Annotated in this window: 19 protein-coding genes; 16 read left to right on the plus strand and 3 right to left on the minus strand. The window is 64.9% G+C overall.

What is annotated here, in order from left to right:
* The first annotated feature begins 20 nt into the window (after nucleotides 1–20).
* The 4 genes from ACVIN2_RS01295 to ACVIN2_RS01310 all read left to right on the plus strand — a co-directional run bounded on the left by ACVIN2_RS01295 (nucleotide 21) and on the right by ACVIN2_RS01310 (nucleotide 4,107).
* Nucleotides 21–248, plus strand: coding sequence for a hypothetical protein (locus ACVIN2_RS01295; RefSeq protein ID WP_456764183.1), 228 nt, complete (start codon nucleotides 21–23; stop codon nucleotides 246–248).
* Nucleotides 249–265: 17 nt separating this feature from the next.
* Nucleotides 266–1,687, plus strand: coding sequence for a dihydrolipoyl dehydrogenase (gene lpdA, locus ACVIN2_RS01300; protein ID WP_456764184.1), 1,422 nt, complete (start codon nucleotides 266–268; stop codon nucleotides 1,685–1,687).
* Between the two features lie 123 nt (nucleotides 1,688–1,810).
* Nucleotides 1,811–3,052, plus strand: coding sequence for a threonine synthase (locus ACVIN2_RS01305; RefSeq protein WP_456764185.1), 1,242 nt, complete (start codon nucleotides 1,811–1,813; stop codon nucleotides 3,050–3,052).
* Nucleotides 3,053–3,138: 86 nt separating this feature from the next.
* Nucleotides 3,139–4,107: a tripartite tricarboxylate transporter substrate binding protein BugD gene (locus tag ACVIN2_RS01310; protein WP_456764186.1), complete on the plus strand. Its 969-nt coding sequence runs from the start codon at nucleotides 3,139–3,141 to the stop codon at nucleotides 4,105–4,107.
* Nucleotides 4,108–4,234: 127 nt separating this feature from the next.
* Here ACVIN2_RS01310 and ACVIN2_RS01315 read toward each other — a convergent pair whose 3' ends face one another.
* Nucleotides 4,235–6,424 carry a lytic transglycosylase domain-containing protein gene (locus ACVIN2_RS01315; protein WP_456764187.1) on the minus strand — a complete coding sequence of 730 codons (2,190 nt, stop codon included), beginning with the start codon at nucleotides 6,422–6,424 and terminating at the stop codon, nucleotides 4,235–4,237.
* Between the two features lie 326 nt (nucleotides 6,425–6,750).
* Between ACVIN2_RS01315 and ACVIN2_RS01320 the strand changes: the two genes are divergently transcribed.
* The 6 genes from ACVIN2_RS01320 to ACVIN2_RS01345 all read left to right on the plus strand — a co-directional run bounded on the left by ACVIN2_RS01320 (nucleotide 6,751) and on the right by ACVIN2_RS01345 (nucleotide 13,463).
* Complete coding sequence (locus tag ACVIN2_RS01320; RefSeq protein ID WP_456764188.1) at nucleotides 6,751–8,487, plus strand: adenylate/guanylate cyclase domain-containing protein; 1,737 nt, start codon at nucleotides 6,751–6,753, stop codon at nucleotides 8,485–8,487.
* Nucleotides 8,466–8,768: a hypothetical protein gene (locus tag ACVIN2_RS01325; protein ID WP_456769882.1), complete on the plus strand. Its 303-nt coding sequence runs from the start codon at nucleotides 8,466–8,468 to the stop codon at nucleotides 8,766–8,768. The genes ACVIN2_RS01320 and ACVIN2_RS01325 overlap by 22 nt, the downstream gene beginning before the upstream one ends.
* Before the next feature lie 148 nt (nucleotides 8,769–8,916).
* On the plus strand, nucleotides 8,917–9,129 hold the full coding sequence (locus ACVIN2_RS01330) for a hypothetical protein (protein ID WP_456764189.1): 213 nt from the start codon (nucleotides 8,917–8,919) through the stop codon (nucleotides 9,127–9,129).
* Between the two features lie 123 nt (nucleotides 9,130–9,252).
* Nucleotides 9,253–9,510 (plus strand): hypothetical protein, encoded by a 258-nt coding sequence (locus ACVIN2_RS01335; RefSeq protein WP_007590640.1) that lies wholly within the window; start codon nucleotides 9,253–9,255, stop codon nucleotides 9,508–9,510.
* Nucleotides 9,511–10,930: 1,420 nt separating this feature from the next.
* Nucleotides 10,931–12,655 carry a dihydroxy-acid dehydratase gene (ilvD, locus tag ACVIN2_RS01340; RefSeq protein ID WP_456764190.1) on the plus strand — a complete coding sequence of 575 codons (1,725 nt, stop codon included), beginning with the start codon at nucleotides 10,931–10,933 and terminating at the stop codon, nucleotides 12,653–12,655.
* The gene (locus ACVIN2_RS01345; RefSeq protein WP_456764191.1) at nucleotides 12,642–13,463 is read left to right on the plus strand and encodes a tetratricopeptide repeat protein; all 822 of its coding nucleotides are present in this window, start codon (nucleotides 12,642–12,644) and stop codon (nucleotides 13,461–13,463) included. The genes ilvD and ACVIN2_RS01345 overlap by 14 nt, the downstream gene beginning before the upstream one ends.
* 15 nt (nucleotides 13,464–13,478) lie before the next feature.
* Here the strand turns inward: ACVIN2_RS01345 and xth are convergent, their stop codons facing one another.
* A complete protein-coding gene (xth, locus tag ACVIN2_RS01350; RefSeq protein ID WP_456764192.1) occupies nucleotides 13,479–14,276 on the minus strand; it encodes an exodeoxyribonuclease III in 798 nt (265 codons plus the stop codon).
* A 133-nt stretch (nucleotides 14,277–14,409) separates the two neighbouring features.
* Between xth and ACVIN2_RS01355 the strand changes: the two genes are divergently transcribed.
* On the plus strand, nucleotides 14,410–16,740 hold the full coding sequence (locus ACVIN2_RS01355) for an ATP-binding protein (protein ID WP_456764193.1): 2,331 nt from the start codon (nucleotides 14,410–14,412) through the stop codon (nucleotides 16,738–16,740).
* Nucleotides 16,741–16,749: 9 nt separating this feature from the next.
* On the opposite strand, the gene erpA is transcribed toward ACVIN2_RS01355, so the two are convergent.
* Nucleotides 16,750–17,079 (minus strand): iron-sulfur cluster insertion protein ErpA, encoded by a 330-nt coding sequence (erpA, locus tag ACVIN2_RS01360; protein WP_007610737.1) that lies wholly within the window; start codon nucleotides 17,077–17,079, stop codon nucleotides 16,750–16,752.
* Between the two features lie 134 nt (nucleotides 17,080–17,213).
* Between erpA and ACVIN2_RS01365 the strand changes: the two genes are divergently transcribed.
* The 5 genes from ACVIN2_RS01365 to ACVIN2_RS01385 all read left to right on the plus strand — a co-directional run bounded on the left by ACVIN2_RS01365 (nucleotide 17,214) and on the right by ACVIN2_RS01385 (nucleotide 23,873).
* Nucleotides 17,214–18,422: a deoxyguanosinetriphosphate triphosphohydrolase gene (locus ACVIN2_RS01365; protein ID WP_456764194.1), complete on the plus strand. Its 1,209-nt coding sequence runs from the start codon at nucleotides 17,214–17,216 to the stop codon at nucleotides 18,420–18,422.
* A gap of 9 nt (nucleotides 18,423–18,431) precedes the next feature.
* Nucleotides 18,432–20,222, plus strand: coding sequence for an arginine--tRNA ligase (gene argS, locus ACVIN2_RS01370; RefSeq protein WP_456764195.1), 1,791 nt, complete (start codon nucleotides 18,432–18,434; stop codon nucleotides 20,220–20,222).
* A 142-nt stretch (nucleotides 20,223–20,364) separates the two neighbouring features.
* Nucleotides 20,365–21,963, plus strand: coding sequence for an SPOR domain-containing protein (locus ACVIN2_RS01375; protein ID WP_456769625.1), 1,599 nt, complete (start codon nucleotides 20,365–20,367; stop codon nucleotides 21,961–21,963).
* A 45-nt stretch (nucleotides 21,964–22,008) separates the two neighbouring features.
* A complete protein-coding gene (nagZ, locus tag ACVIN2_RS01380) occupies nucleotides 22,009–23,037 on the plus strand; it encodes a beta-N-acetylhexosaminidase (RefSeq protein WP_456764196.1) in 1,029 nt (342 codons plus the stop codon).
* Nucleotides 23,034–23,873 (plus strand): segregation and condensation protein A, encoded by an 840-nt coding sequence (locus ACVIN2_RS01385; protein WP_007590654.1) that lies wholly within the window; start codon nucleotides 23,034–23,036, stop codon nucleotides 23,871–23,873. The genes nagZ and ACVIN2_RS01385 overlap by 4 nt, the downstream gene beginning before the upstream one ends.
* The last annotated feature ends 16 nt before the right edge of the window (nucleotides 23,874–23,889 follow it).

Below are 23,889 nucleotides of genomic sequence, written 5' to 3' on the forward strand. Positions count from 1 at the left end.
CCCAGGAAGGCGCGGGGTGAATGCGGACGCGTTGGCCCTGGATCTCCTTGTTGCTCTCGGCTGTGGTTGCACTCAATCCTGTCGGGCTCGATATTCTGCATTCCGCGTTCTTTGCCGGCGAGCAGCTGGCACGGAGCATCGGCCAGGCGGTCGTTATGATCGCGCTGGCTATCATGGCCGGCGCGATCCTGCTCGAATGGCTGGTCAGGGTTTTGATTTCCAGGCGCCGCGCCCGCGGCACCTCTTGAGTTGAACGGGAGCCGCCATGGCCGATACATCCTTCGACATCATCATCATCGGCTCCGGTCCCGGCGGCTATGTCACCGCGATCCGGGCCGCCCAGCTCGGCTTCAAAGTCGCGATCGTCGAGAAATCCTATCTCGGCGGCATCTGCCTGAACTGGGGCTGCATCCCGACAAAGGCGCTGCTGCGCTCGGCCGAGATCTATCACTACATGCAGCACGCCAAGGATTACGGCCTGTCGGCGGACAACGTCTCGTTCGATCCGAAGGCGGTGGTGCAGCGCTCGCGCGGCGTCTCGAAGCGGCTGAACGACGGCGTCGGCTTCCTGATGAAGAAGAACAAGGTCAGCGTGATCTGGGGCGCGGCCTCGATCGACGCGCCCGGCAAAGTCACCGTGAAGAAGTCCGACGTCGAGGGCCCAAAGGGCACGCTGGGCGAGGGGACGTATCAGGCCAAGCACATCATCGTCGCAACCGGCGCGCGGCCGCGCGTGCTGCCGGGCCTCGAGCCGGACAAGAAGCTGATCTGGACTTATTTCGAAGCGATGGTGCCGGAGCGGATGCCGAAATCGCTGCTGGTGGTCGGCTCCGGCGCGATCGGCATCGAGTTCGCCTCGTTCTTCCACACCATGGGTTCGGACGTCACCGTGGTCGAGGTGCTGCCGCAGATCCTGCCGGTCGAGGACGCCGAGATTGCAGGCCTGGCCCGCAAGCGTTTTGAGAAGCAGGGCATCAAGATCCTGTCCTCGACCAAGGTGACCAAGCTCGAGAAGAAGGCCGATAGCGTCGTCGCTACCATTGACGACGGCAAGGGCAAGCCGGTGACGACCGAGTTCGAGCGCGTGATCTCGGCCGTCGGCGTCGTCGGCAACATCGAGAATCTCGGTCTCGAAAAGCTCGGCGTCAAAACCGATCGCGGCGTCATCGTGATCGACGGCTACGGCAAGACCAACATCCCCGGCATCTATGCCATCGGCGACGTCGCGGGTCCGCCGATGTTGGCTCACAAGGCCGAGCACGAAGGCGTGATCTGCGTCGAGGCGATCAAGGGCCTGCACCCGCACGCCATGGACAAGAACCTGATCCCGGGCTGCACCTATTGCAATCCGCAGGTCGCCTCCGTCGGCCTCACCGAAGCCAAGGCCAAGGAGAACGGCCGCGAGATCCGCATCGGCCGCTTCCCCTTCGTCGGCAACGGCAAGGCCATCGCGCTCGGCGAGGACCAGGGGTTGGTCAAGGTGATCTTCGACAAGAAGACGGGTCAGCTGCTCGGCGCCCACATGATCGGCGCAGAGGTCACCGAGCTGATCCAGGGCTACGTCGTGGCCATGAACCTCGAGACCACGGAAGAAGAGCTGATGCACACGGTATTCCCGCATCCGACGTTGTCGGAGATGATGAAGGAAGCCGTGCTGGATGCGTATGGACGGGTGCTGAATATTTGATCGCCGCCGTCATTGCGAGCGCAGCGAAGCAATCCAGAGTCTTTCCGCAGCGGCAGTCTGGGTTGCTTCGCTACGCTCGCAATGACGAGCAGTAGGGCCTGCAAACAAGAAGGAAACCACCCCATGCACGACAACGACAACCTCACCATCGAGCGCCCGAACTTCGTCACCCATCTCGAATGCGCGATGGAGGGCGATCATTACGCCGCCGACCAGGTCCACAACCTCTCCAAGGCCGGCAAACCGCTGCTCGTGCGCTACGACCTTGCGGGTGTGAAGAAAGCGCTGACCAAGGATGCGCTTAGCCAGCGCCCGGCCGACATGTGGCGCTACCGCGAGCTTTTGCCGGTGCGCAAATGCAAGGACATCGTCTCGCTCGGCGAGGTCACGACGCCGCTGATCCGGCTGCCCAAGCTCGGTGCAAAACTCGGCGGCGGCGAGATCATCGTCAAGGACGAGGGGCGCCTGCCGACCGGCTCGTTCAAGGCGCGCGGTCTCGTCATGGCGGTGTCGATGGGCAAGGCGCTCGGCATCAAGCACATGGCGATGCCCACCAACGGCAATGCCGGCGCGGCGCTCGCGGCCTATGCCACCTCCTGCGGCATCAAGACCACGATCTTCTGTCCGGCCGATACGCCCGAGGTGAACGTCAGCGAGATCGAGCTTCAGGGCGCGACCGTCTACCGCGTCAACGGCTATATCGACGATTGCGGCAAGATCGTCGGCGAGGGCAAGGCGAAAGTCGGCTGGTTCGACACCTCGACCTTGAAGGAGCCGTACCGGATCGAAGGCAAGAAGACGATGGGGCTCGAACTGGCCGAGCAGCTCGGCTGGGACGTGCCCGACGTGATCTTCTATCCCACCGGCGGCGGCACCGGGCTGATCGGCATGTGGAAAGCGTTCGACGAGCTGGAGAAGATCGGCTTCATTGGCTCGAAGCGCCCGCGCATGGTCGCGGTGCAGGCCTCCGGCTGCGCGCCGATGGTGCGCGCCTATGAGGCCGGCACCGAGCATGCGACGCGCTGGGAGGACGCCCACACCATCGCGTCAGGCATTCGCGTGCCGCAGGCGATCGGCGACTTCCTGATCCTGCGCGCGGTGCGCGAGAGCAAGGGTTTTGCCATCGCCGTCGACGACGACAAGATCTCGTCGGCACTCAGCGAGGTCGCGCGCGAGGAGGGGCTGCTGCTGTGCCCCGAAGGCGCTGCGACCTACGCCGCCTACAAGGACAGCCTCGCCGACGGCCGCGTCTCGAAGGGTGACCGCGTGATGCTATTCAATTGCGCCACCGGCCTGAAATATCCGCTGCCGCCGGTCACCCGGACGCTCGATCGCCACAAGCCGATCGACTATTCGCAGTTCTAGCGCGTCATTTCGCCTCTTCACGAACGATCCCTCTTCCCGTACGCGGGAAGAGACAAAAACAACAATGACATCGTTGGGAGAAGACAATGAAGGCCGCCTGGGCTGCGCTGATTGCTATTCTCGCTGTTGCAGGCGCCGCGCGCGCCGACGACTATCCCTCACGTCCCATCACCATCATCGTTCCCTTCGCCGCGGGCGGTCCGTCGGATGCGATGGCGCGTGTGCTCGCCGAGCGGATGCGCACGGCGCTCGGCCAGCCGCTGGTGATCGAGAACGTCACTGGTGCGGGCGGCTCGATCGGCGTCGGCCGCGCCGTGCATTCGGCCCCCGACGGCTACACGATCTCGTTCGGCCATCTCGGCACCCACGTTGCCAACGGCGCCGTCTACAAGCTCAATTACGACCTGGTCGCGGACCTCGAGCCGGTGGTGCTGCTGCCGAGCAATCCGATGATCGTCGTCAGCAAGAACGCGGTGCCCGCGACCTCGCTGAAGGAGCTGCTGGACTGGCTGAAGTCGCGGCCGTCGCCGCCGACCGCCGGCACCGCCGGCGCGGGCTCGGGCAGCCACATCGCCGGGGTCTATTTCGAGAGCGTCAGCGGCATCAAGCTGCAATACGTGCCGTATCGCGGCACCGCGCCCGCCCTGAACGATCTGATCGCCGGCCAAATCGACGTCATCGTCGACCAGACCTCGAATTCCATCAACCAGGTCCGTGCCGGCACCATTCGCGCCTACGCCATCACCGATGACAAGCGCCTGTCCTCGGCGCCCGACATCCCGACGGCGGAGGAGGCGGGCCTGAAGGGTTTCAACATGACGCTGTGGTCCGGGATGTGGGTGCCCAAGGGTACGCCGAAGCAGATCGTTGCGAAGCTCAATGCCGCAGCCGTGGAAGCGCTGAACGATCCCGGCGTGAAGAAGCAGCTCGAAAACCAGGGGCTGGAGATGACGCCACAGGATCAGCTCACGCCCGAAGCCCTCGGCGCGCGCCAGAAGGCGGAGATCGCGAAGTGGTGGCCGATGATCAAGGCGGCGAACATCAAAGTGGATTGAGGCGTTCTGGTAGGGTGGATTAGCCCAGCGCTGCGCGAAGCGCAGTCGCTCGGCGTAATCCACCTCTTCTTGTGCGGCGAAAGAACTGGTGGATTACGCCTCGCTAATCCACCCTACGAAGCCGCGGCTACTCCGTCCCCGTAAACCCCACCGGCGTCGCCACGGCCGCCGCATCCTTCGTCACCACGCGCTGATCGCTCTTGCCGGCGATCATGCCGCTGCCTTCGAACCGGGCGCGGTAGACCAGCACGTTCTCGATCACGCGCTGGACGTAGTTGCGCGTCTCCGACAGCGGGATGCGCTCGACCCAGTCGACCGGATCGACCTTGGGATCCCTGGGGTCGCCGCGCGCCTGCACCCATTCGCGCACGCGGCCCCGGCCCGCATTGTAGCCGGCGAAGGTCATGATCTGATTGCCGCGGTATTCCGACATCAGCGCGCTGAGCTCGGCCGCGCCCATCTGCGTGTTGTAGACGGGATCGGAGACCATCTTGTCCCAGTCGTAGGTCAGGCCGAAGCGCTTTGCGGTGTCGCGGCCCGCTTCCGGCGTCACCTGCATCAGCCCGACTGCGTTGGCGGCCGATTTGTCGCGCTGGTCGAACGAGCTTTCGGTGCGGGCCACCGAATAGATCACGCTGGGTTCAATCGCGGGCGCGACCTGCTTATGTTCAGGGATGCCGATGGTCGGGAAGGCGTAATGGTCGAGCGCGAGCCCGCGCGCCAGCGCCGACTTGCCGACCTCCAGCATCACGCGCGCATCGTTGCGCCGGCCGGCGAGCTCGCCGAGCGCTTCGAGTGCCGCCACGTTGGTACTCTCCTTGGCGAAATCCTCGGCGTAGTAAAACACCATGTCGCGCTCACCGACGCCGTAGAGCATGTCGGCGGCGCGCACGCACTCGTTCGCGGGCGGCGTGTCGGCTGCTGCCAGCACAAGCGAGGGCGCGCGCAGCTCGATGCGGTCGAGGCCGAGCCTGGCGCGGGCGAGCTGACCGTAATAGGCGGTCGGATAGCGCGCCGCGGCCTGATAGCTCAGGCGCGCATCGGCGGTTGCGTTCATCGCCTCGGCCGCGCGGCCGCGCCAATAATGCGCGCGCGACAGCGCGATCGGGTTGGCGGAGCCTTCGTCGATCGCGGCGAAGTGCGTCATCGCCGCCTTGGGATCGTCGAGATAGCGCAGCGCGATCCAGCCGCACATGAAGTGATAGTCGACGCGATAGACCTCCATCGCGGGCACGGCCGCCGAGCGCACCAAATCATAGGCGGTTTTGAACTTGCCCTGGTCGAGCAGTTTTCGCGCGAGCAGGCGGCGCTCGCGCCACCAGGCGTCGGTGTCTTGCGCCGCCATCGTATCGGGCGCGGCGGCCAGGATCACCTCGGCCGCGTCGTCGATGCGGTCATTCTGGAGATGCCATTGCGCGCGGCACAGCACATAGCCGAGGTCGCGCCGCGCCTCGGCCGAGACGTCATCGAGGTAATCCTTGGCCTTGCTGGCCTTGCCGGTGACGGCGGCGCAGGCCTTGACGATCGCGAGCGCATCCTCGCCGAGCCGCTTGGCTGCGCGCCGCGCACCTGAATAGTCCTTGGCGCCGAGGCGCTTGTCCATGCGGGCGCGATGATCCTCGGCGGTCAGGAGATCGCGGAACGCTTCGTAGGAATCTTCCTCGCTGCGCTCGGACAATTCGTCGGTGCGCCAGGCATCGCGCACCAGACGGGCGGCCCTGTCGCTGTCGCCCTCGGTCATCAGCACGCGCGCGAGTGCGAACTTGCCCTTGGCGCTGGTCGGCCGGTCCATCGTGAATTTGTGCACGGTCGCCGCGTCGGCCTTCTCCTGCCACAGCCGCGCCTCGGCACGGCGGCGGAGCAGCGCGCTGCTCGGCCAGTCCGGATTGGCGGCGAGGAAGGCGGCGTAGCGCTTGAAATTCGCCGTGCTTTCGGAATGGCGCAGCATGAACCAGTCGGCGAGCTTCTGCCCCGCCGGGTCGGCAATGCGGTCGCGCGCCGCGCTCGCGTCCTCGGTCTTGCCCTTCCGCGCGAGATCGATGGCATCCTTCAGCGCGGCGAGATCGCCAGTCAGCGGCGGGGCCGCCGGCTTGTCCGAGGGCGCATCGTCCTGCTTCTTCGACTTGCGCTTGGCCTCGGCATGCTTGCCGTGCCGCGCCTTGCCGGCGGAGGCGTGGCGCTGCTTGCCGGCTTTCGCCTCATGCGTCTTCTTCGGCGCGGAAGATTTGTGATTGCTCTTCGCTGCCAGCTCGGTAGGGACAAAGGCCAAAGCGGCCACGGCAACGACACACGCGAGCGAGCGTAGGCACTGGTTCATTCCGTGGTCCCCCTGCGAAACCAGTACAAACCAAAGTCCGCGACGAGATGCGGCTCGAGAATCAAAACGGCGTCCAAAATGGTGACGCGACGTCGTTTCGCATCCTCAAGCTGTTCCAACAATGCGGCGAAATACGGATGGGGCGGGGGAACCTGTGCAACGGCGGATAGAGGAGGCTCTTAACCTCTGTTAACCATTCGGGCTCGCGCGGTGGTTGCGGGCGGCTCCTTGGCGCGACAGCAGCGGCCTGATTGTGCGTGTTCCCTGGTGCAAATACGGTGTATTGGGTTCCATAGCCGTTCCTGCAGCCCATTTGCCTCACACCCATGCCGCTTTTCAACCAGTCGATCCGGCGCAAAATCGTCGGCATCGCCCTCGGATTGATCGTCCTGATGCTGGTCACCTCGATCCTGTCGATGGTGATGTCGAGCCAGGTCGGCGTCCTCCTCGACGAACTGACCAACCGCTACATTCCGGCCTATAGCCATCTCGCCCGCGCCAATATCCGCTCGCTGGAGCGGGCGCTGGCGCTGCGGCGAATGGTCATGACGAGGATGGGAGCGGCGTCGGACGAGGAGGCCTACGCGGCGCGGCTTCGCGACTTCGAGGCATTGGACCGCAAGTTCGAGGAGGAGGCCGAGACCGCGCGCAAGCTCATCAACGCCATCATCGACGACCCCAGGACCTCTTCCGACAACGCCGCACTGGCACGGCTCGACGTTCGTATCGAGAGCGCTGTCACCGAGCTGCGGCGCAATCTGGACGAGGGCAATACGAAACTGCTCAAGCAGATCGAGGCCAAGGACATGGCCGAGGCCCGCGGCACGCTGGAACAGCTCGACTTGCTGCGCGATGCGTTCAATCGGAAGGTCGACGCGATCCGCGGCGACATGCTGACGCAGGTCTTCTTCTCGACGTCGCAGGTGATCAGCCGGCAATACCAGGCGATTATCGTGTCGGGAGTCGTGACGTTGCTGGCAGCGGTGCTCGGATTTGCCATTGCGCTTCTGGTGTCCAGCGGCATTACGCGCCCGGTGCGGCTGCTGCTCGCCGGCACGCGCGAGGTCGAGGCCGGCCGCTTCGACAAGACCATCACCGTCTCCACCCAGGACGAGATCGGCGAGCTGGCCGCAGCCTTCAACCGCATGACCGAGCAGCTCAGGCACAATGAGCGCGTCCGCGAGACGTTCGGTCGCTACATCGATCCCAAGGTGGTGCAAGGCCTGATCGACCGGCCCGAGGTCGCCATCGACGGCCAGCGCCGGGTGATGACCATCATGTTCTGCGACATGAGCGGCTTCACCGCGATGAGCGAGGGCATGACCCCGCGCGGCCTGGTCAGGGTGATGAACCATTATTTCACGATGATGTCCGGTCCGATCAGGAGCAACCGCGGCATCATCGACAAATATATCGGCGACGCCATCATGGCCTATTGGGGCCCGCCCTTCATCGAGGAGGACGAGCCGGCGCTGCTCGCAGGCCTTGCCGCCATCGACATGGCCGATCAGGTGCCCGCGCTGCAGAAGCAATTGCCGGATCTCCTCGGCATCCGCGCCATGCCGGGGCTTTGCGATCTGCGCATCGGCATCGCCACCGGCGAGGTCCTGACCGGCAGCATCGGCTCCGAGCTGATGATGAGCTTCACCGTGATGGGCGATGCCGTGAACCTCGCCTCGCGCTTGGAAGCCGTCAACAAGACCTATGGTACCCGCATCCTGATCTCGCAGGCGACGGCGGATGCGATCGGCTCGCAGCTCGAATTGCGCGAAGTCGATCGTCTTGCGGTCGCCGGCCAGAGCGCGGCGCAAACGATCTTCGAGGTGATGGGCCGGTCAGGCGCGCTCACGGCCGCGCATGAGAGCCTGCGTTCGCACTACGCCGGAGGCCTCGCCGCCTATCGCGCCGGCCGCTTCGACGAGGCCCGTGTCGCCTTCAACGTGGCACTCGAAGCCGTCCCCGGCGACGGTCCCTCGCGCGCAATGCTCGCCCGCATTGCGCAATTCGAGGCCAATCCGCCGGGCGAGGGCTGGGACGGCGCATGGCGGTTGGAGCAGAAATAGCCGGCCGCGCGGAAAAATTGATTCTACTCGATAACGATGTTCGCCGTGACCTATTTCGCGGGCTTAGGTTTGGTGTCCTTGAGGCGTTTGACGGGGACACGCCGATGACAGAACTTGAGAACAGGCTCGAACGCTTCGAGACGCTCACCGCCGAATGCGAGCTGATCGCCAGGCTCGCCACCGACAGCACCAAGCGCGAGTTTTATCTGAAGCTTTCGGAGCAGTACCGCCAATTGGCCGTGGACATGCGGCAGGCCATCGCAAGCAAAGCTGCGGCCTGACGCCGACAATCCGTTCTTAACCCTTGGCGCGCATCCTCAATGCATATGGGGGACGCCTGCTGTGCTTCTCCGCTGTGGAAATGCCGGGGCTCGTTGCGGTGCAGCGCGCCTCGCGAGATTGTTTTGTCGTGCCTCACAGGGCGATCCCATGCGCCTCCTTGCGGTCATCATGTTTGGACTCATGACGGCAGCCTGCAACCAGGAGCAGGACGTCACCGGCTCGACCCCGATCTGCGCGATGCGGAACTACACCTCCTTCAATCCCCGCGACATGGCCCAGTGCGTTGCCGCCTGCAAGGCGTGCGACCACGGCAACACGGTCACCTGCAGCACGTCATGCACGCTCAAGGGCGCCCACTGAGCCGCTCAATCTCCTGGTTTGGGGTCGCTACGGTGTCGTGATCCGCCTCGGCGGTGTCTTGGCACCGGAACGATTCACATGGATTAATCATTGAAGGGATGGCAGGACGCGGAGTCCTTTGAAATGGGTATGCTCGATCCCGGTCGGTTCCTGGTGTCATGCTCGCATTGCGCGGCCTGGCCGATGGCGGCCAATGTGAAACGTTCGAGCTGGTCGGCTTCGCCAAACGAGGTCCGCTTCGTGTGCCCGCGCTGCCGCCGCGAGGAGACCGCGATCATCTCCGCCTCCGGCGAGTTGACGCCGATCCGGCGCGTCGACGTCCCGCCGCGCGACGTCACCGCGGCTTGGGCTCAAGCCCAGCGCGCAAGAGGACGAGCGTAGCCCGCCCCGTTTGAGGAACAAGAGGGTGAGGCGCTGAGGTCAAGGCATGGCGATGACCGACCCAGCCCCGCAAGGCGACCGCCGTCCGGACCCGACATATCCGAACGGCCGGGCGGCCTGATGTGACTTTCACGAAGCCGTCGCGGTTGCCCGTCGGGCAAAACACCTGACCATTTCTCAAGACCCCTGTGTCAATGCATTCATGCAAAAATATTCCGCTTTACCGAAATTCGGTTTTGACGTATGTGTCGGTCATCCCGGCTCATCCTTGAGGGGCGATCTCGTTGTCGTCTTGATTGCGAGCCGGGCTTGCGGTGGACGCGGCAGCGTCGGCATGAGAGGTGCGGGCAGGGCGGGTAGTCCCTGTGAGCCCGTGGCCACGTGCGGACGAGCGGCGCTGTGAAGTTCGTCTCGTCGGTATTTCGATGGCTACGTGCACGATGCCGTCGAACCCTGCGGCGAAATGGCGAATGCGCGTACGGCAAAACCGTGTGGTCCTGGCCGTCGTTGCTATGGTCAAGTTTTCGCGGAGGTGTGTGCGAGCCCAACCGGGCAGACAGCATCATCCAATTCGCGAGGCGAGGGAGGCCAGAAGGAAAGTTCGGCTCCCGGGAGAGCACGGCATAAGCCGTCCGACCATCGCGCAGGGAAGGCCGAGTGATTGGCTACACCTGTATGCTGCTGTGCGGTTTTCCTGCGTGTGCTTTCGCGCAGCGGACCGCGGGTGCCAGCTGGCACCCGGCCTTCCCTGCGCCCTCTTGGCTTTGAGGGTGGAGTGACGAAGCAAAGCTCGGGCGAAACGCGCCGCGAGGCTGCGAAGGCGTGTCTACAATTCAAGATGCGAGCTGGAAGAGTGGCGCTACTGCCTCATACTCCGTCATTGCGAGTGCAGCGAAGCAATCCAGTCTGCCGCCGCGGAAAGATTCTGGATTGCTTCGCTCCGCTCGCAAAGACGCTTTGAGAGAGTGCGCGCCACACGCCACCCCTTGCGTCTCCGGTGCGCAGCGCAGAGGCCTTTGCAGCGCGTAGGGCACGCGCGGGGGGATGATGAAGGCGGCGACTCACCCTGGCTGCGCCTCGTCGACGCGCCGAAGTTGCGGCGCAGGCACGTACTTGAAGCCTGAAGTTGCGGATTGTCCTCCTGCCGGGGGTATCGCAGTAAGCTCCAATCGTGTCCTGCCGGCCACGATTGTGCCGTCCGTGCAACACCTGTCACGGATTTAACCATCATCTCTGTCCGTTCGCATCGACGCCGCTTTTTGGCCACACCCGGACATGAATAAAATCACTCAAATGTTTTAGCGGCAGCGGTGGTCCTGGAAGGCGACGGGAAATCCCCAAGGTCGATTCAAAAGGTCGATTAAAATCTTGGCTCTGATTTTTCGGGTCTGAAAGGGTTGGCCGGGGAAACTGGTTGGCGATGGACGCGAAGAGCAACATCAAGCAGAGGCTGCCGAGCCGTCACGTGACGGAAGGCCCTGCGCGCGCGCCCCATCGGTCCTACCTCTACGCCATGGGTCTGACCACCGACCAGATCCACCAGCCCTTCGTCGGCGTCGCCTCGTGCTGGAACGAGGCCGCGCCCTGCAACATCTCCCTGATGCGCCAGGCGCAGGCGGTGAAGAAGGGTGTCGCATCCGCCGGCGGCACGCCGCGGGAATTCTGCACCATCACCGTGACCGACGGCATCGCCATGGGCCATGACGGCATGCGCTCCTCGCTGCCGTCGCGCGAATGCATCGCCGATTCCGTCGAGCTGACGATCCGCGGCCACGCCTATGACGCTCTCGTTGGCCTGGCCGGCTGCGACAAGTCGCTGCCGGGCATGATGATGGCGATGGTCCGCCTCAACGTGCCCTCGATCTTCATCTATGGCGGCTCGATCCTGCCCGGCAATTTCCGGGGCCAGCAAGTCACCGTGCAGGACATGTTCGAAGCCGTCGGCAAGCACTCGGTCGGTGCCATGTCGGACGAGGACCTCGACGAGATCGAGCGCGTGGCGTGCCCTTCGGCGGGTGCCTGCGGCGCCCAGTTCACAGCCAACACGATGGCGACGGTCTCCGAGGCGATCGGCCTGGCGCTGCCGTACTCGGCCGGTGCTCCGGCTCCCTATGAAATTCGCGACGCCTTCTGCATGACCGCGGGCGAGCAGGTCATGGAGCTGATCGCCCAAAACATCCGGCCGCGCGACATCGTCACCCTCAAGGCGCTGGAGAATGCCGCCGCCGTGGTCGCCGCGTCGGGTGGCTCAACCAATGCTGCACTGCACCTGCCGGCGATCGCGCACGAGGCCGGCATCAAGTTCGACCTGTTCGACGTCGCCGAAATCTTCAAAAAGACACCGTACGTCGCGGATTTGAAGCCGGGCGGCCGTTATGTCGCCAAAGACATGTTTGAAGTAGGTGGCATACCGCTTCTGATGAAGACGCTGCTCGACAACGGATTTCTCCACGGTGACTGCATGACCGTCACCGGTCGAACGATCGCCGAAAACCTCAAAAGCGTGAAGTGGAATCCGCACCAGGACGTGGTGCACCCGGCAGACAAGCCCATCACCGTCACCGGCGGTGTGGTCGGTCTGAAGGGCAATCTGGCGCCAGAAGGTGCGATCGTGAAAGTCGCGGGAATGTCCAACCTCAGGTTCACCGGTCCGGCCAGGTGCTTCGACCGTGAGGAGGATGCTTTCGAGGCCGTCCAGAAGCGCACCTACCGCGAAGGCGAAGTCATCGTGATCCGCTACGAGGGGCCCAAGGGCGGTCCCGGCATGCGGGAAATGCTCCAGACCACCGCGGCGCTGACCGGCCAGGGCATGGGCGGCAAGATCGCGCTCATCACCGACGGCCGCTTCTCCGGCGCCACCCGCGGCTTCTGCATCGGCCATGTCGGGCCGGAAGCCGCCATCGGCGGCCCGATCGGGCTGCTCGAGGACGGCGATATCATCGAGATCGACGCGGTCGCCGGTACCCTTAACGTAAAATTGAGCGACCAGGAGCTTGCCCAGCGCAAGACCAAATGGACCGCTCGCGCGACTAACCACACGACGGGCGCGCTCTGGAAATATGCTCAGCAGGTTGGACCAGCGGTCGGTGGGGCAGTGACCCATCCGGGCGGCGCGCACGAGAAACAGTGCTATGCGGACATCTAGGCGTACCATCGTTGCGTTTGTGTTGGGGGCTACCGCGCTGGCCGCGCCGGCGCTCGCCTTTGACGGCGCACCCGTCAGCCAGAAGGATGCGACCATCCCGGTGGTCACGACCTTGCCGGGCGCAGCAGGCAAGGTGCGCAATGTACCGCCAGTCGTGCCCCAGGAAACCTCGCTCAGCGCCCTGCAATATGCCGCGGAGGGTGGCCACCCCATCGCGCAGTGGAAGCTCGGCCGCATGTACGCCAATGGCGACGGCGTCGCCCAGGACGATGTGCGTGCGTTCGAGTATTTCACCCGCATCGCCAACGCGCATGCCGAGGACAGCCCGTCGGCGCCGCAGGCGCAGATCGTCGCCAACGCCTTTGTAGCGCTCGGTCGCTATTATCTCAGCGGCATCCCGAATTCGAAGGTCAAGCCGGACCAGGAGCGGGCGCGGGAGATGTTCTCCTATGCCGCGTCCTATTTCGGCAATGCGGATGCGCAATACGATCTCGCCCGCCTGTACCTGAAGACACCGGACGCTTCGCGCGAGGATTTCCGCTACGGCGCACGCTGGCTTGGGCTTGCCGCGCAGAAGGGCCAGCACGAAGCCCAGGCGCTGCTCGGCCAGATGCTGTTCAACGGCGACCGCCTGCCGCGGCAGGCCGCGCGCGGCCTGATGTGGCTGACGCTGGCGCGCGACAGCGCAGGCAGCGACGAGATCTGGATCAAGGAAAACTACAACCGCGCCTTCGCAAAGGCCTCCGACGATGATCGCGCCATGTGCCTGCAGATGCTGGAGCAGTGGGTGCAGGGCCGCCGGGAGTAAGTGGTTGAGGCGGCCTCACGCCGCCTCAAGATCGAGATCCGCCCACACCGGCACGTGGTCCGACGGCTTCTCCCAGCTGCGCACATAGCTGTCGATGCCGACATTGGCGAGCCGGTCGCTGGCCTGTGGCGACAGCAGCAGATGGTCGATCCGCAGGCCATGGTTCTTCTGCCAGGCGCCGGCCTGGTAATCCCAGAACGTGTAGAGCCCGGGCTCGTCGGTGACGGCCCGAAGCGCATCGGTCAGGCCGAGGCCGAGCAGGGACTGAAAACTCTCCCGCGTCTCGGGCTTGAACAGGGCGTCCTCGGTCCAGGCGGCGGGATTATGGACGTCCCGGGCATGCGGAATGACGTTGAAGTCGCCTGCGAGGATCAGCGGCTCCTCGGTCTTGAGGCGCTCCTTCGAATACTCAAGAAGCCGTGACATCCATTTGAGCTTGTAGGGATATTTCTCGGTGCCGACCGGGTTGCCATTGGGCAGATAGAGGCAGGCGATGCGCAGCACGCCGCGCTTGAGCGTCACCACGCCTTCGAGGAAACGGGCATGGGCGTCGTCGTCGTCGCCGGCCAGCCCCGACTTGGTCTCGTCGAACCGGAGCTTCGAGAGCAGGGCGACACCGTTGAACGTCTTCTGCCCGTGGGTGACCACGTTGTAGCCGAGCGCCTCGATCTCCAGCCGCGGAAAGGCCTCGTCGACGCATTTGATCTCCTGGAGGCAGACGATGTCCGGCTGGCACTCCTTCAGCCAGGTCAGCAGCAGGTCGATCCGCTGCCGGACCGAGTTCACGTTCCAGGTGGCTATTCTGATGGGCATCTTGGCGGCTCCGGGCAGGGGCCATGGTTAGAACAAAATGCAAACGCGCCCGTCAAGGACGCTGCGAAATCTCCCACAAAATTAACCCGGCTTAAGTCGGGCCTGGGCCATTGATCGTAAAAAGGTTTTTCGAATGGGATGGCCGGACAAATCCATGAAGCGAACCGAGCCCCGCGACGGGTTGATCGGCGCGTTCCTGTACTGGCTCGGCGGCTACGAGATTGAGGACGGCCTGACCGCCGGTCTCAGCGAGCGCGAGCTGAGCCGCATCCGCGCCAAGCAGATCGACGCGGTGATACGGCTGATCCCGGTGACGATGGCCGTCACCATGCTCAACGTCGCGGTCGTGCTGGTCCTGTTCTGGGGCAGGGGCTGGAACGACTTTCTCGCGATCTGGGGCATGACCCTCGCGACCGCCGCCTCGCTCGCAGTGCGCGCGTGGCGGCGCTCCCGCCAAAGCCCGCCGCAGGAAGCCTCGCCCCGCGCCGCGCGGCAGATGTTGCGGCAGGCGTTTTTCCTCGCCGCAATCTGGGGCACGCTGCCGGTCGCGCTGTTCAGCCGCATCGAGCCGACCAGCCAGCTCGTTCTGGCCTGCCTGATGGTCGGCATGATGTCCGGCGGTGCCTTCACGCTCTCGACCTTCCCGCGCGCGGGCCTCGTCTATCTCGCGACGACGACGATCGCCTGCGTCGCGGCGCTGCTGTTGTGCGGCACCGGGCCGTATCTCGTGACCGCGGTGTTTCTGCTGCTGTTCGCGTTCTTCATGGCGCGCAACATCGTCTCGCAAGGCAATCTGTTCCTCGGCAATCTCAAGGCCCAGCTCGAGCTCGAGCGGCAGACCGAGATCATTTCGCTGTTGCTGAAGGATTTTCAGGAGAATGCCAGCGACTGGCTGTGGCAGACCGACGCCGAGGGGCATCTGGTCGACGTGCCCGAGCGCTTCGCCGCCGTCGCACAGCTGCCGCTGCCGCTGCTGAAGGGCGCGCATTTCGCCGACGTGCTCGACATGCTGTGCCCCGAAGACAAGAGCGCGGCCTACAACGTCGTCGGCCTGATGGAGCACGCCGAACCGCTGCACGAGATGAACCTCAAGGTGGTCGCAGGCGGCGAGGCGCGGCTGTGGTCGCTCACTGCGAAGCCGGCCTACGACCGCGACGGTCAATTCCTCGGCTATCGCGGCTTCGGCCGTGACGTGACCGAGCGCTGGCGCGCGGAAAAGGCTGAGGCCGAGAGCCGCGCCAAATCGGATTTCCTCGCGGTCATGAGCCACGAGATCCGCACGCCGATGAACGGCGTGCTCGGGCTTGCCAGCATGCTGCTGGAGACAAAGCTCGATCCGGAGCAGCACGAGGTTGTCACGTCGATCCGCGAATCCGGCGACAACCTCCAGCGCATCCTCAATGACATCCTCGACCTCTCCAAGCTCGAGGCCGGGCGCTTCGCGTTCGAGGTGATCGACTTCGCGCCGCAGGCGCTGGTCGAGGCAGTGGCGACCGTCGTGCGCGCGAGCGCCAAGAGCAAGGGGCTGGCCGTCAAGGTCGAGCTCGATCCCAACCTGCCGCCGACCCTGCGCGGCGATGTCGCGCGTATCCGCCAGGTGCTGCTCAATCTCGCCGCCAACGCGGTGAAGTTCACCGACGCAGGCGAAGTCACGGTCGCAGCTGTCTGTCAGGCCCGCCGCGATCTGCTCGCCACCGTCGAATGGAGCGTGACCGACAGCGGCATCGGCATCGCCCCCGAGAAGCTCGGCCAGCTCTTCTCCGACTTCGCCCAGGCCGACGCCTCGATCAGCCGCCGCTTCGGTGGCACCGGGCTGGGCCTAGCGATTTCCCGGCGTATCATCGAGCAGATGGGCGGCACCATCGGCGTCACCTCGACGCCGGGCGAAGGCTCGACCTTCCGCTTCACGCTGGTTTTGCCGTGGAGCCAGATGCGAACGTCCGATCACGACGCAGGCCGCGAGGAAGCCGACGATCTCAAGGCGCGCATCGCGGGTCTCGACCGACCGCTGAAGGTGCTGGTCGCCGAGGACGACGCCGTCAACCGCATGGTCGTGAGCAAGATGCTCGGTGCCTTCGATGTCGAGTTGCGCGTCGTGACCGACGGTGTCGAGGCCGTCGCGGCCGTGTCCGAAGGCGATTACGATATCGTGCTGATGGACGTGCGCATGCCCGAGATGGACGGCCTTGCCGCGACCCGCGCGATCCGCGCCGAGGGCGGACGCTTCGCGGCCTTGCCGATCATCGCGCTGACCGCCAATGCCTTCCCCGAGGACGTCAAGATCTGCCGCGAGGCGGGGATGTCCGACTTCCTCGCGAAACCGCTGCGCAAGCCGGCGCTGGTCACGTCGCTGCTGCGTGCGCTGGACGGCCAATGGGTGTCGGAGGACGCACCGCTTCAGCCAGAGCAGATACCGGTCGAAGCGGACTGGACGGACGAGGAAAGGCAGATCACCGGCGCTTAGCCGGCGACGTCAGATCGAGAAGCTGGTCCCGCAGCCGCAGGACGCCGTGGCGTTGGGATTGTTGACCCGGAACGAGGCGCCGATCAGATCGTCGACGAAATCGACCTGCGACCCCGCCAGGAACGGCTGCGAGGCGGAATCGACCAGCACCACCGCATTGTCCTGCTCGATCACGAGATCGTCGTCGGTGCGGGCACGGTCAATGTCGAACTTGTATTGGAAGCCGGAACAGCCGCCGCCCTCGACCGAGATCCGCAGCATCGCGCCAGACCCTTCGCCCTTGAGGATCTCCCCAATCCGGCGTGCGGCCTTGTCACTGATGGTCACGTCAGTCGTCATCGTTCGTCTCCGATAGGCCCGCGGTCACACCAAGGTCACCTGAGGGTCGCTTGCCCAATTCAGTTGGTATCCCGCGTCCGGCATAGTTAAGTGCCACCATACGCAGAATCAAATGGATAGGGACTAAATTCGCCGTGTCCGTCGGAATGGCTGCCCCCCACGCGCCCTATGCCTGCGATCCCGAGCGCAGTCGCGGCCGGTTGGTCGCGGAACCGCCGAGCCGGACCCGCAGCCCGTTCCGGCGGGATTGCGACCGGGTCATCCATTCCACCGCGTTCCGCCGGCTGAAGTACAAGACCCAGGTGTTCGTGTTCCACGAGGGCGATCACTACCGCACCCGGCTGACCCATTCGCTGGAGGTGGCGCAGATCGCCCGGGCGCTGGCGCGGCAGCTCGGGCTGGACGAGGACCTCACGGAAACCCTGGCGCTCGCCCACGATCTTGGCCATCCGCCGTTCGGGCACGCCGGCGAGCGGGCGCTGGACGCCTGCCTCAAGGATTTCGGCGGCTTCGACCACAACGCCCAGACGCTCCGCGTCGTTGCGGCGCTGGAACACCGCTATCCCGAATTCGACGGGCTCAACCTGACCTGGGAATCGCTGGAGGGCATCGTCAAGCACAACGGCCCGCTGACCGATCGCAGCGGTGCGCCGGTCGGGCGTTATCGCGAGCACGGCATTCCCGTCGGCATCGCCGACTACATCAAGACCTATGATCTCGAATTATGGAGTTTCGCCTCGCTGGAGGCACAGGTCGCCGCGATCGCCGACGACATCGCCTATGATGCCCACGATATCGACGACGGCCTGCGCGCCGGCCTGTTTCACCTCGACGACCTCAAGGTGATGCCGCTGACCGCGGAGATCATCGCCGAGACGTCTGCGCATTACCCCGATCTCGAAGACGTCAGGCGCGGCGCCGAACTGGTGCGCGAGCTGATCTCGCACCTGATCGGTGCCGTGTTCGCCGAGGCGCAGACAAACCTTGCCGCCGTGAAACCGCAATCCGTCCAGGACGTGCGCCAGCAGAGCCGGGCACTGATCGCGTTCCCCGCCTCGGTCGCCGAGGAGGAGGCCGCAATCAAGCGCTTTCTCTATCAGCACATGTACCGCCACAAGCGGGTCATGCGGGTGATGGGCGAGGCGGAACAGATCCTGTTCGACCTGTTCGCAAAATACCTCACATCGCCCGGCGAGCTGCCGCCGGAATGGCTGGTCGGGGCGGAGGTGGACAATGAGGGCGACCGGGCCCGCCGGATCGGGAATTTCATTGCCGGAATGACCGACCGTTTCGCCCTGACCGAGCACCAGCGGCTCTTTGACTCGACCCCGGATTTGCGTTAGGCGGCGCCCATGCCCGACACATCCTCAGCACTGCACCTGTTCGCCGACGTGCTCGCACGCGTGCACGCGGTCTGCCGCGCGCTCGCGGCGGAATCCAACTGGCCCGAGGGCATCGATTTCTCGCGCGTGGTGGTCGAGCCGCCGCGCGATGCCTCCCATGGCGACATGGCGACCAACGCGGCCATGGTGCTTGCGAAAGAGGCAAAGGCAAAGCCGCGCGACCTCGCCGAGCAGATCGCCGAACGGCTGCGCGCGGACCCGCTGATCACGAAGGTCGACGTCGCCGGTCCCGGCTTCATCAATTTGACGCTGAAGCCGGCCGCATGGGCCGAGGCACTGCGGACCGTGCTGCGCGAGGGCGCCGATTACGGCCGCGTCCGCGGCGGCTCCAAGGTCAACGTCGAATATGTCTCCGCCAACCCGACCGGACCGATGCATGTCGGCCATTGCCGCGGCGCCGTGTTCGGCGACGCGCTGGCGAGCCTGCTCGAGTTTGGTGGCCGTGACGTCACCCGCGAATATTATATCAACGACGCCGGTGCCCAGGTCGACGTGCTCGCGCGTTCCGCCTTCCTGAGATACCGCGAGGCGCTCGGCGAAGACATCGGCGCGATCCCGGAAGGGCTCTACCCCGGCGACTACCTGAAACCGGTCGGCGAGGCGCTGGCGCAGGAGCACGGCGACAAGCTGCTTGCCATGAGCGAGGGCGCGTGGCTGCCGACGGTACGCGCCAAGGCGATCGCGATGATGATGGACGAGATCAAGGACGATCTCGCCGCGCTCAACATCCGCCACGACGTGTTCTTCTCCGAGCGCTCGCTGCTGGACGCCGGCAACAACAAGGTCGCCGAGACCATCGATTTCCTACGTGCCAAGGGCGACATCTACCAGGGCCGTCTGCCGCCGCCAAAGGGGGCCCCGGCCGAGGATTGGGAAGACCGCGAGCAGTTGCTGTTCAAGGCGACCGCCTATGGCGACGACGTCGATCGCCCGCTGATCAAGTCGGATAATTCCTACACCTACTTCGCCGCCGACATCGCCTACCACAAGAACAAGTTCGACCGTGGTTTTGCGGAGATGATCGACGTCTGGGGCGCCGACCATGGCGGCTATATCAAGCGCATGCAGGCGGCGGTGAAGGCGACGACCTCCGGCAAGGGGGCGCTCGACGTCAAGATCGTCCAGCTCGTGAAGTTGCTGCGTAACGGCGAGCCGGTGAAAATGTCCAAGCGGAGCGGGGACTTCGTCACCTTGCGTGAGGTGGTGGATGAAGTCGGCCAGGACGCCGTCCGCTTCATGATGCTCTACCGCAAGAACGACGCGGTGCTCGACTTCGACCTCGCCAAGGTCATGGAACAGTCGCGCGACAACCCGGTGTTCTACGTGCAATACGGCCACGCCCGCGGCCATTCGATCTTCCGCAACGCCCGGGTCGAGGTGTTCCCGGAACTCCCGGAGGAAACGGAAAAGCGCATCGCCTGGCTCGGTGAGTCGGCGGTGGAACGGCTGTCGGACCCGGCTGAGCTCGACCTTCTTAAGCGGCTCGCAATTTTTCCGCGCATGCTGGAAGCGGCTGCAAGCGCCCACGAGCCGCACCGAATTGCCTTCTATCTCTATGACTTAGCGAGCGAATTTCACGCACTTTGGACGAAGGGGCGCGATTTGCCCTATTTACGCTTCATTATCAATAATGATGCAGATCTAACGAAGGCGCGGCTGGCCATGGTCCAGGGCGTCGTCTCTGTCCTGGCATCGGGCCTCGCCATCCTCGGCGTCCATGCTCCGGACGAGATGCGGTAGTTTGGGGCGAACTACTTAAGGGGAATTTGTGGGGGTAACCGGCAGAAGCCGGATCGCTTAGACTTGGTTGAAAGCCTTGTGGGTCGAAAGCCGTGCCTTGGTCGAGGGGCGCGCGGCTTTCCCGAAGGGACGCATCATCACGATGGCCGAACGATATCAGGACAGACCGTTTCCTTCCGATGACTATCGCGGTGGCGATCAGCATGGGAGCGGCGATCCCTTGGCCGAACTCGCCCGCCTGATCGGGCAGACCGATCCGTTCGCAGCGCAAGGGCGGCCGGGCGCGCATCCGCCAGCAGCGCCTGCGCCTGCCCAGAGCTATCAGGACGACGGCTATCGCCAGGACGACTATCGCCACGACGATGACCAGCAGGACTATGCCGAGCAAGCCCCACCGCCGCCGCCCGGGCCACCCTCATGGATGCGGCGCGCCAATGTGCAGCCGCAGACGGCGCCAGCTGAGCCTGCCTATCCCGCTTCCGTAAACCCGGTTCATCCACTGCATCGTTATTCGGCCCAGCCGACTGCGCCCGAGCCCGAACCTGATTTTCGTCAGCCGCAGGCCTATCCGGATCAGGCCTATCAAGCTCCTGCTTATCAAGCTCCTGCCTATCAGGATCAGGCCTACCAGCAGCACGATCAGGCTTACCAAGAGCAAGCCTATCAGCAGCAAGCCTATCAGCAGCCCGATCCGGCGCGCTACGACGATGCGCTCTACGGACGGCTGGAGGCGGGCGAACAGGACTACCAGCGCGATCCCGCCTATCCTGACGATCCTTACGCGTTCCAGAGCGACTATCCCGAGGCCGATCTCGACGAGCCGAAGAAGCAGCGCGGCGGCATGATGACCGTGGCGGCGATCCTGGCTCTTGCCGTGGTCGGGACCGGCGCTGCGTTCGCCTACAAGACCTATGTGGGCTCGCCCCGCAGCGGCGAGCCGCCGATCATCAAGGCCGACAACACGCCGACCAAAATCGTGCCGGCGCCGTCGGACTCCTCGGCCAAGGTGCCGGACCGCATGGTCACTGGTGATGGTACCGAGAAGATCGTGCCGCGCGAGGAGGCGCCTGTCGACGTCAACGCCAAGGCGGGAGGTCCCCGCGTGGTGTTCCCGCCGCTGAACCAGAACGCGAACCCGCCGCCGGTCGCAAGCGTGTCGCCGTCCAGCATTCCGTTGTCGAGTGCGGGACCGAATCCGAGCAACGGCACGCTGCCGAACAATTCGCCGCGCGCGATCAGGACCGTGGCCGTGAAGGGCGATCAGACCGACGCCACGGCGTCGCAAGCCGCCGCCGTCGCGAAGCCGGCAGCTCCACCGAAGCCCGTTGCGGCACCCGCTGCGCCGCGCACGCCGCCGACCTCGGCCAATGCCAGTGCCAATCAGCCGCTCTCGCTGGCGCCGCAATCGGCGCCGGCTGCGGAGCCGCCGCAACGGATGGCTGCGACCAATCCGACGCAAATTGCGCCCGCGAGCAGCGGTGGCGGCGGCTACGTCGTGCAGGTCTCCTCGCAGCAGACCGAGGATAGCGCTCACGCCTCCTACCGGGTGCTTCAGGGCAAGTACGGCAGCGTGCTCGGCTCCCGCGCACCGGTGGTCAAGCGGGTCGACCTGACCGACAAGGGCAAGGGAATCGTCTACCGCGCCTTCGCTGGGCCCTACGGCTCGCTCGAAGAGGCCAACCAAGCCTGCAACAGTTTGAAATCCGCGGGCCTGTCTGCCTGCTTCGTCCAGAGGAATTAACGGCCGTTTCCTTGACCCTCTCGCGGGTCGGGGTTAATCGGCCGTATGAGCACGCGGGCCTTCATTACCGGCGTTTCCGGAACGGAACTAACCGCCGCCGAGCGGGAGTTTATCCGCAGCGAACGCCCATGGGGTTTCATCCTCTTCAAGCGCAACGTCGAGACGCCGGCTCAAGTTGCTGCACTCGTTGCGGAATTGCGGGCGGCCGCGGGCTCTCCTGATGCCCCTGTCCTGATCGATCAGGAGGGCGGCCGCGTGCAGCGGCTGGGCCCGCCGCATTGGCCGGTCTATCCGCCGGGCGCTATTTTCGCGGGCCTCTACGATACTGATTCGGCGCTCGGGCTAACCGCGGCGCGCCTCAGCGCCCGGCTGATCGCGGCCGATCTCGCAGATCTCGGCATTACCGTGGATTGCTTGCCGCTGGCCGACGTGCCGGTGGCTGGCGCCAACGCCGTCATCGGGAACAGGGCTTACGGCACCGAACCGGGCAAGGTCGCCGCGATCGGCCGCGCGGTCACCGAGGGCCTGGAACAGGGGGGCGTGTTGCCGGTCCTCAAGCACATCCCCGGCCATGGCCGAGCTACGGCCGATACCCATTTCAATCTGCCGAATGTCGACACGCCGCGAGACGAGCTGGATCGCACCGACTTCGCGGCGTTCAAGCCCTTGGCGGATTTGCCGATGGCCATGACTGCACATGTTGTGTTTAGCGCGGTCGACCCCGCCCATCCGGCGACGACATCTGCGACAATGATCGCTGAGGTGATTCGCGGCACAATCGGGTTCCAGGGTTTGTTAATGAGTGATGACGTGTCGATGAATGCGCTGTCGGGCAATATCGCCGAGCGGACCCGCGCGATTTTTGCGGCCGGTTGCGACATAGCCCTGCATTGCAACGGCAACATCGAGGAAATGCGTGAGGTCGCCGGCCAGACACCCGAACTGGCGGGCAGGGCGCTGGAGCGGGCGAACGCCGCGCTCGCGGCGCGCAAGGGACCGCAGCCGTTCGATCGCGCGGCCGCACGCGCCGAACTGGACGCATTGATCGCACGGGCAAACACGGCATCGGCATGACCGCAGAAATCCTATCGTTTGAAACCGGGCGGCCCGCAGAGCTCGCCGAGGGTGAGCCGGCGTTGGTGGTGGACGTCGAGGGTTATGAAGGTCCGCTCGACCTGTTGCTCGCACTGGCGCGGCAGCAGAAGGTCGATCTCGCCAAGATTTCGATCCTGGCGCTGGCCGACCAATATCTCCACTTCATCGAAGCCGCGCGAAAGATCCGCCTCGAGCTTGCCGCCGACTATCTCGTGATGGCGGCCTGGCTCGCCTTTCTGAAATCGCGCCTGCTGCTGCCGGAGCCGCCGAGTGCGGAAGGCCCCAGCGCGGAGCAGATGGCGACGGCGCTCGCCAACCGCCTGCGCCGGCTGGAGGCCATTCGTGAAGCCGCCAACCGGCTGATGAACCGGCAGCAATTGCTGCGCGACATCTTCCCGCGCGGCGAGCCCGAGCAGATCGCCGAGATCAAGCATCCGAAATACACCGCAACGCTTTATGACCTGCTCACCGCCTATGCCGCGCAGCGCCAGTCGCGCGTGCTGGCGAGCGTGCATCTGGCCAAGCGCACGGTGTGGTCGCTCGCCGAGGCGCGCGCCACGCTGGAGCGGCTGGTCGGCAGCATCAGCGAGCAGGACGATTGGGGCGTTCTCGACGATTTTCTGCTGCAGCACGTCGCCGATCCGACGCAGCGCGCGACGGTGCTCGCCTCGAGTTTCGCGGCTGCGCTCGAGCTGGTGCGCGAAGGTCAGCTCGAGCTGAATCAGAAAGAGGCGTTTGCGCCCATCTATTTCCGGAAGGGGCGCCCCAAGCCGGTCATGGACGCAGCTCCTGCGCCCGATGCGCCGGTCGCTTAAGTGCAACAAGGAGAAT

Source organism: Bradyrhizobium sp. USDA 3650 (assembly GCF_054057395.1).

Coding starts and splice junctions, on each gene's coding strand:
- argS (WP_456764195.1), top strand. CDS start 18,432: ATGCCCGACACATCCTCAGCACTGCACCTGTTCGCCGACGTGCTCGCA.
- nagZ (WP_456764196.1), top strand. CDS start 22,009: ATGAGCACGCGGGCCTTCATTACCGGCGTTTCCGGAACGGAACTAACC.
- ACVIN2_RS01325 (WP_456769882.1), top strand. CDS start 8,466: ATGGCGGTTGGAGCAGAAATAGCCGGCCGCGCGGAAAAATTGATTCTA.
- ACVIN2_RS01375 (WP_456769625.1), top strand. CDS start 20,365: ATGGCCGAACGATATCAGGACAGACCGTTTCCTTCCGATGACTATCGC.
- ACVIN2_RS01295 (WP_456764183.1), top strand. CDS start 21: ATGCGGACGCGTTGGCCCTGGATCTCCTTGTTGCTCTCGGCTGTGGTT.
- ACVIN2_RS01305 (WP_456764185.1), top strand. CDS start 1,811: ATGCACGACAACGACAACCTCACCATCGAGCGCCCGAACTTCGTCACC.
- lpdA (WP_456764184.1), top strand. CDS start 266: ATGGCCGATACATCCTTCGACATCATCATCATCGGCTCCGGTCCCGGC.
- ilvD (WP_456764190.1), top strand. CDS start 10,931: ATGGACGCGAAGAGCAACATCAAGCAGAGGCTGCCGAGCCGTCACGTG.
- ACVIN2_RS01320 (WP_456764188.1), top strand. CDS start 6,751: ATGCCGCTTTTCAACCAGTCGATCCGGCGCAAAATCGTCGGCATCGCC.
- xth (WP_456764192.1), bottom strand. CDS start 14,276: ATGCCCATCAGAATAGCCACCTGGAACGTGAACTCGGTCCGGCAGCGG.
- erpA (WP_007610737.1), bottom strand. CDS start 17,079: ATGACGACTGACGTGACCATCAGTGACAAGGCCGCACGCCGGATTGGG.
- ACVIN2_RS01345 (WP_456764191.1), top strand. CDS start 12,642: ATGCGGACATCTAGGCGTACCATCGTTGCGTTTGTGTTGGGGGCTACC.
- ACVIN2_RS01385 (WP_007590654.1), top strand. CDS start 23,034: ATGACCGCAGAAATCCTATCGTTTGAAACCGGGCGGCCCGCAGAGCTC.
- ACVIN2_RS01355 (WP_456764193.1), top strand. CDS start 14,410: ATGGGATGGCCGGACAAATCCATGAAGCGAACCGAGCCCCGCGACGGG.
- ACVIN2_RS01315 (WP_456764187.1), bottom strand. CDS start 6,424: ATGAACCAGTGCCTACGCTCGCTCGCGTGTGTCGTTGCCGTGGCCGCT.
- ACVIN2_RS01310 (WP_456764186.1), top strand. CDS start 3,139: ATGAAGGCCGCCTGGGCTGCGCTGATTGCTATTCTCGCTGTTGCAGGC.
- ACVIN2_RS01335 (WP_007590640.1), top strand. CDS start 9,253: ATGGGTATGCTCGATCCCGGTCGGTTCCTGGTGTCATGCTCGCATTGC.
- ACVIN2_RS01330 (WP_456764189.1), top strand. CDS start 8,917: ATGCGCCTCCTTGCGGTCATCATGTTTGGACTCATGACGGCAGCCTGC.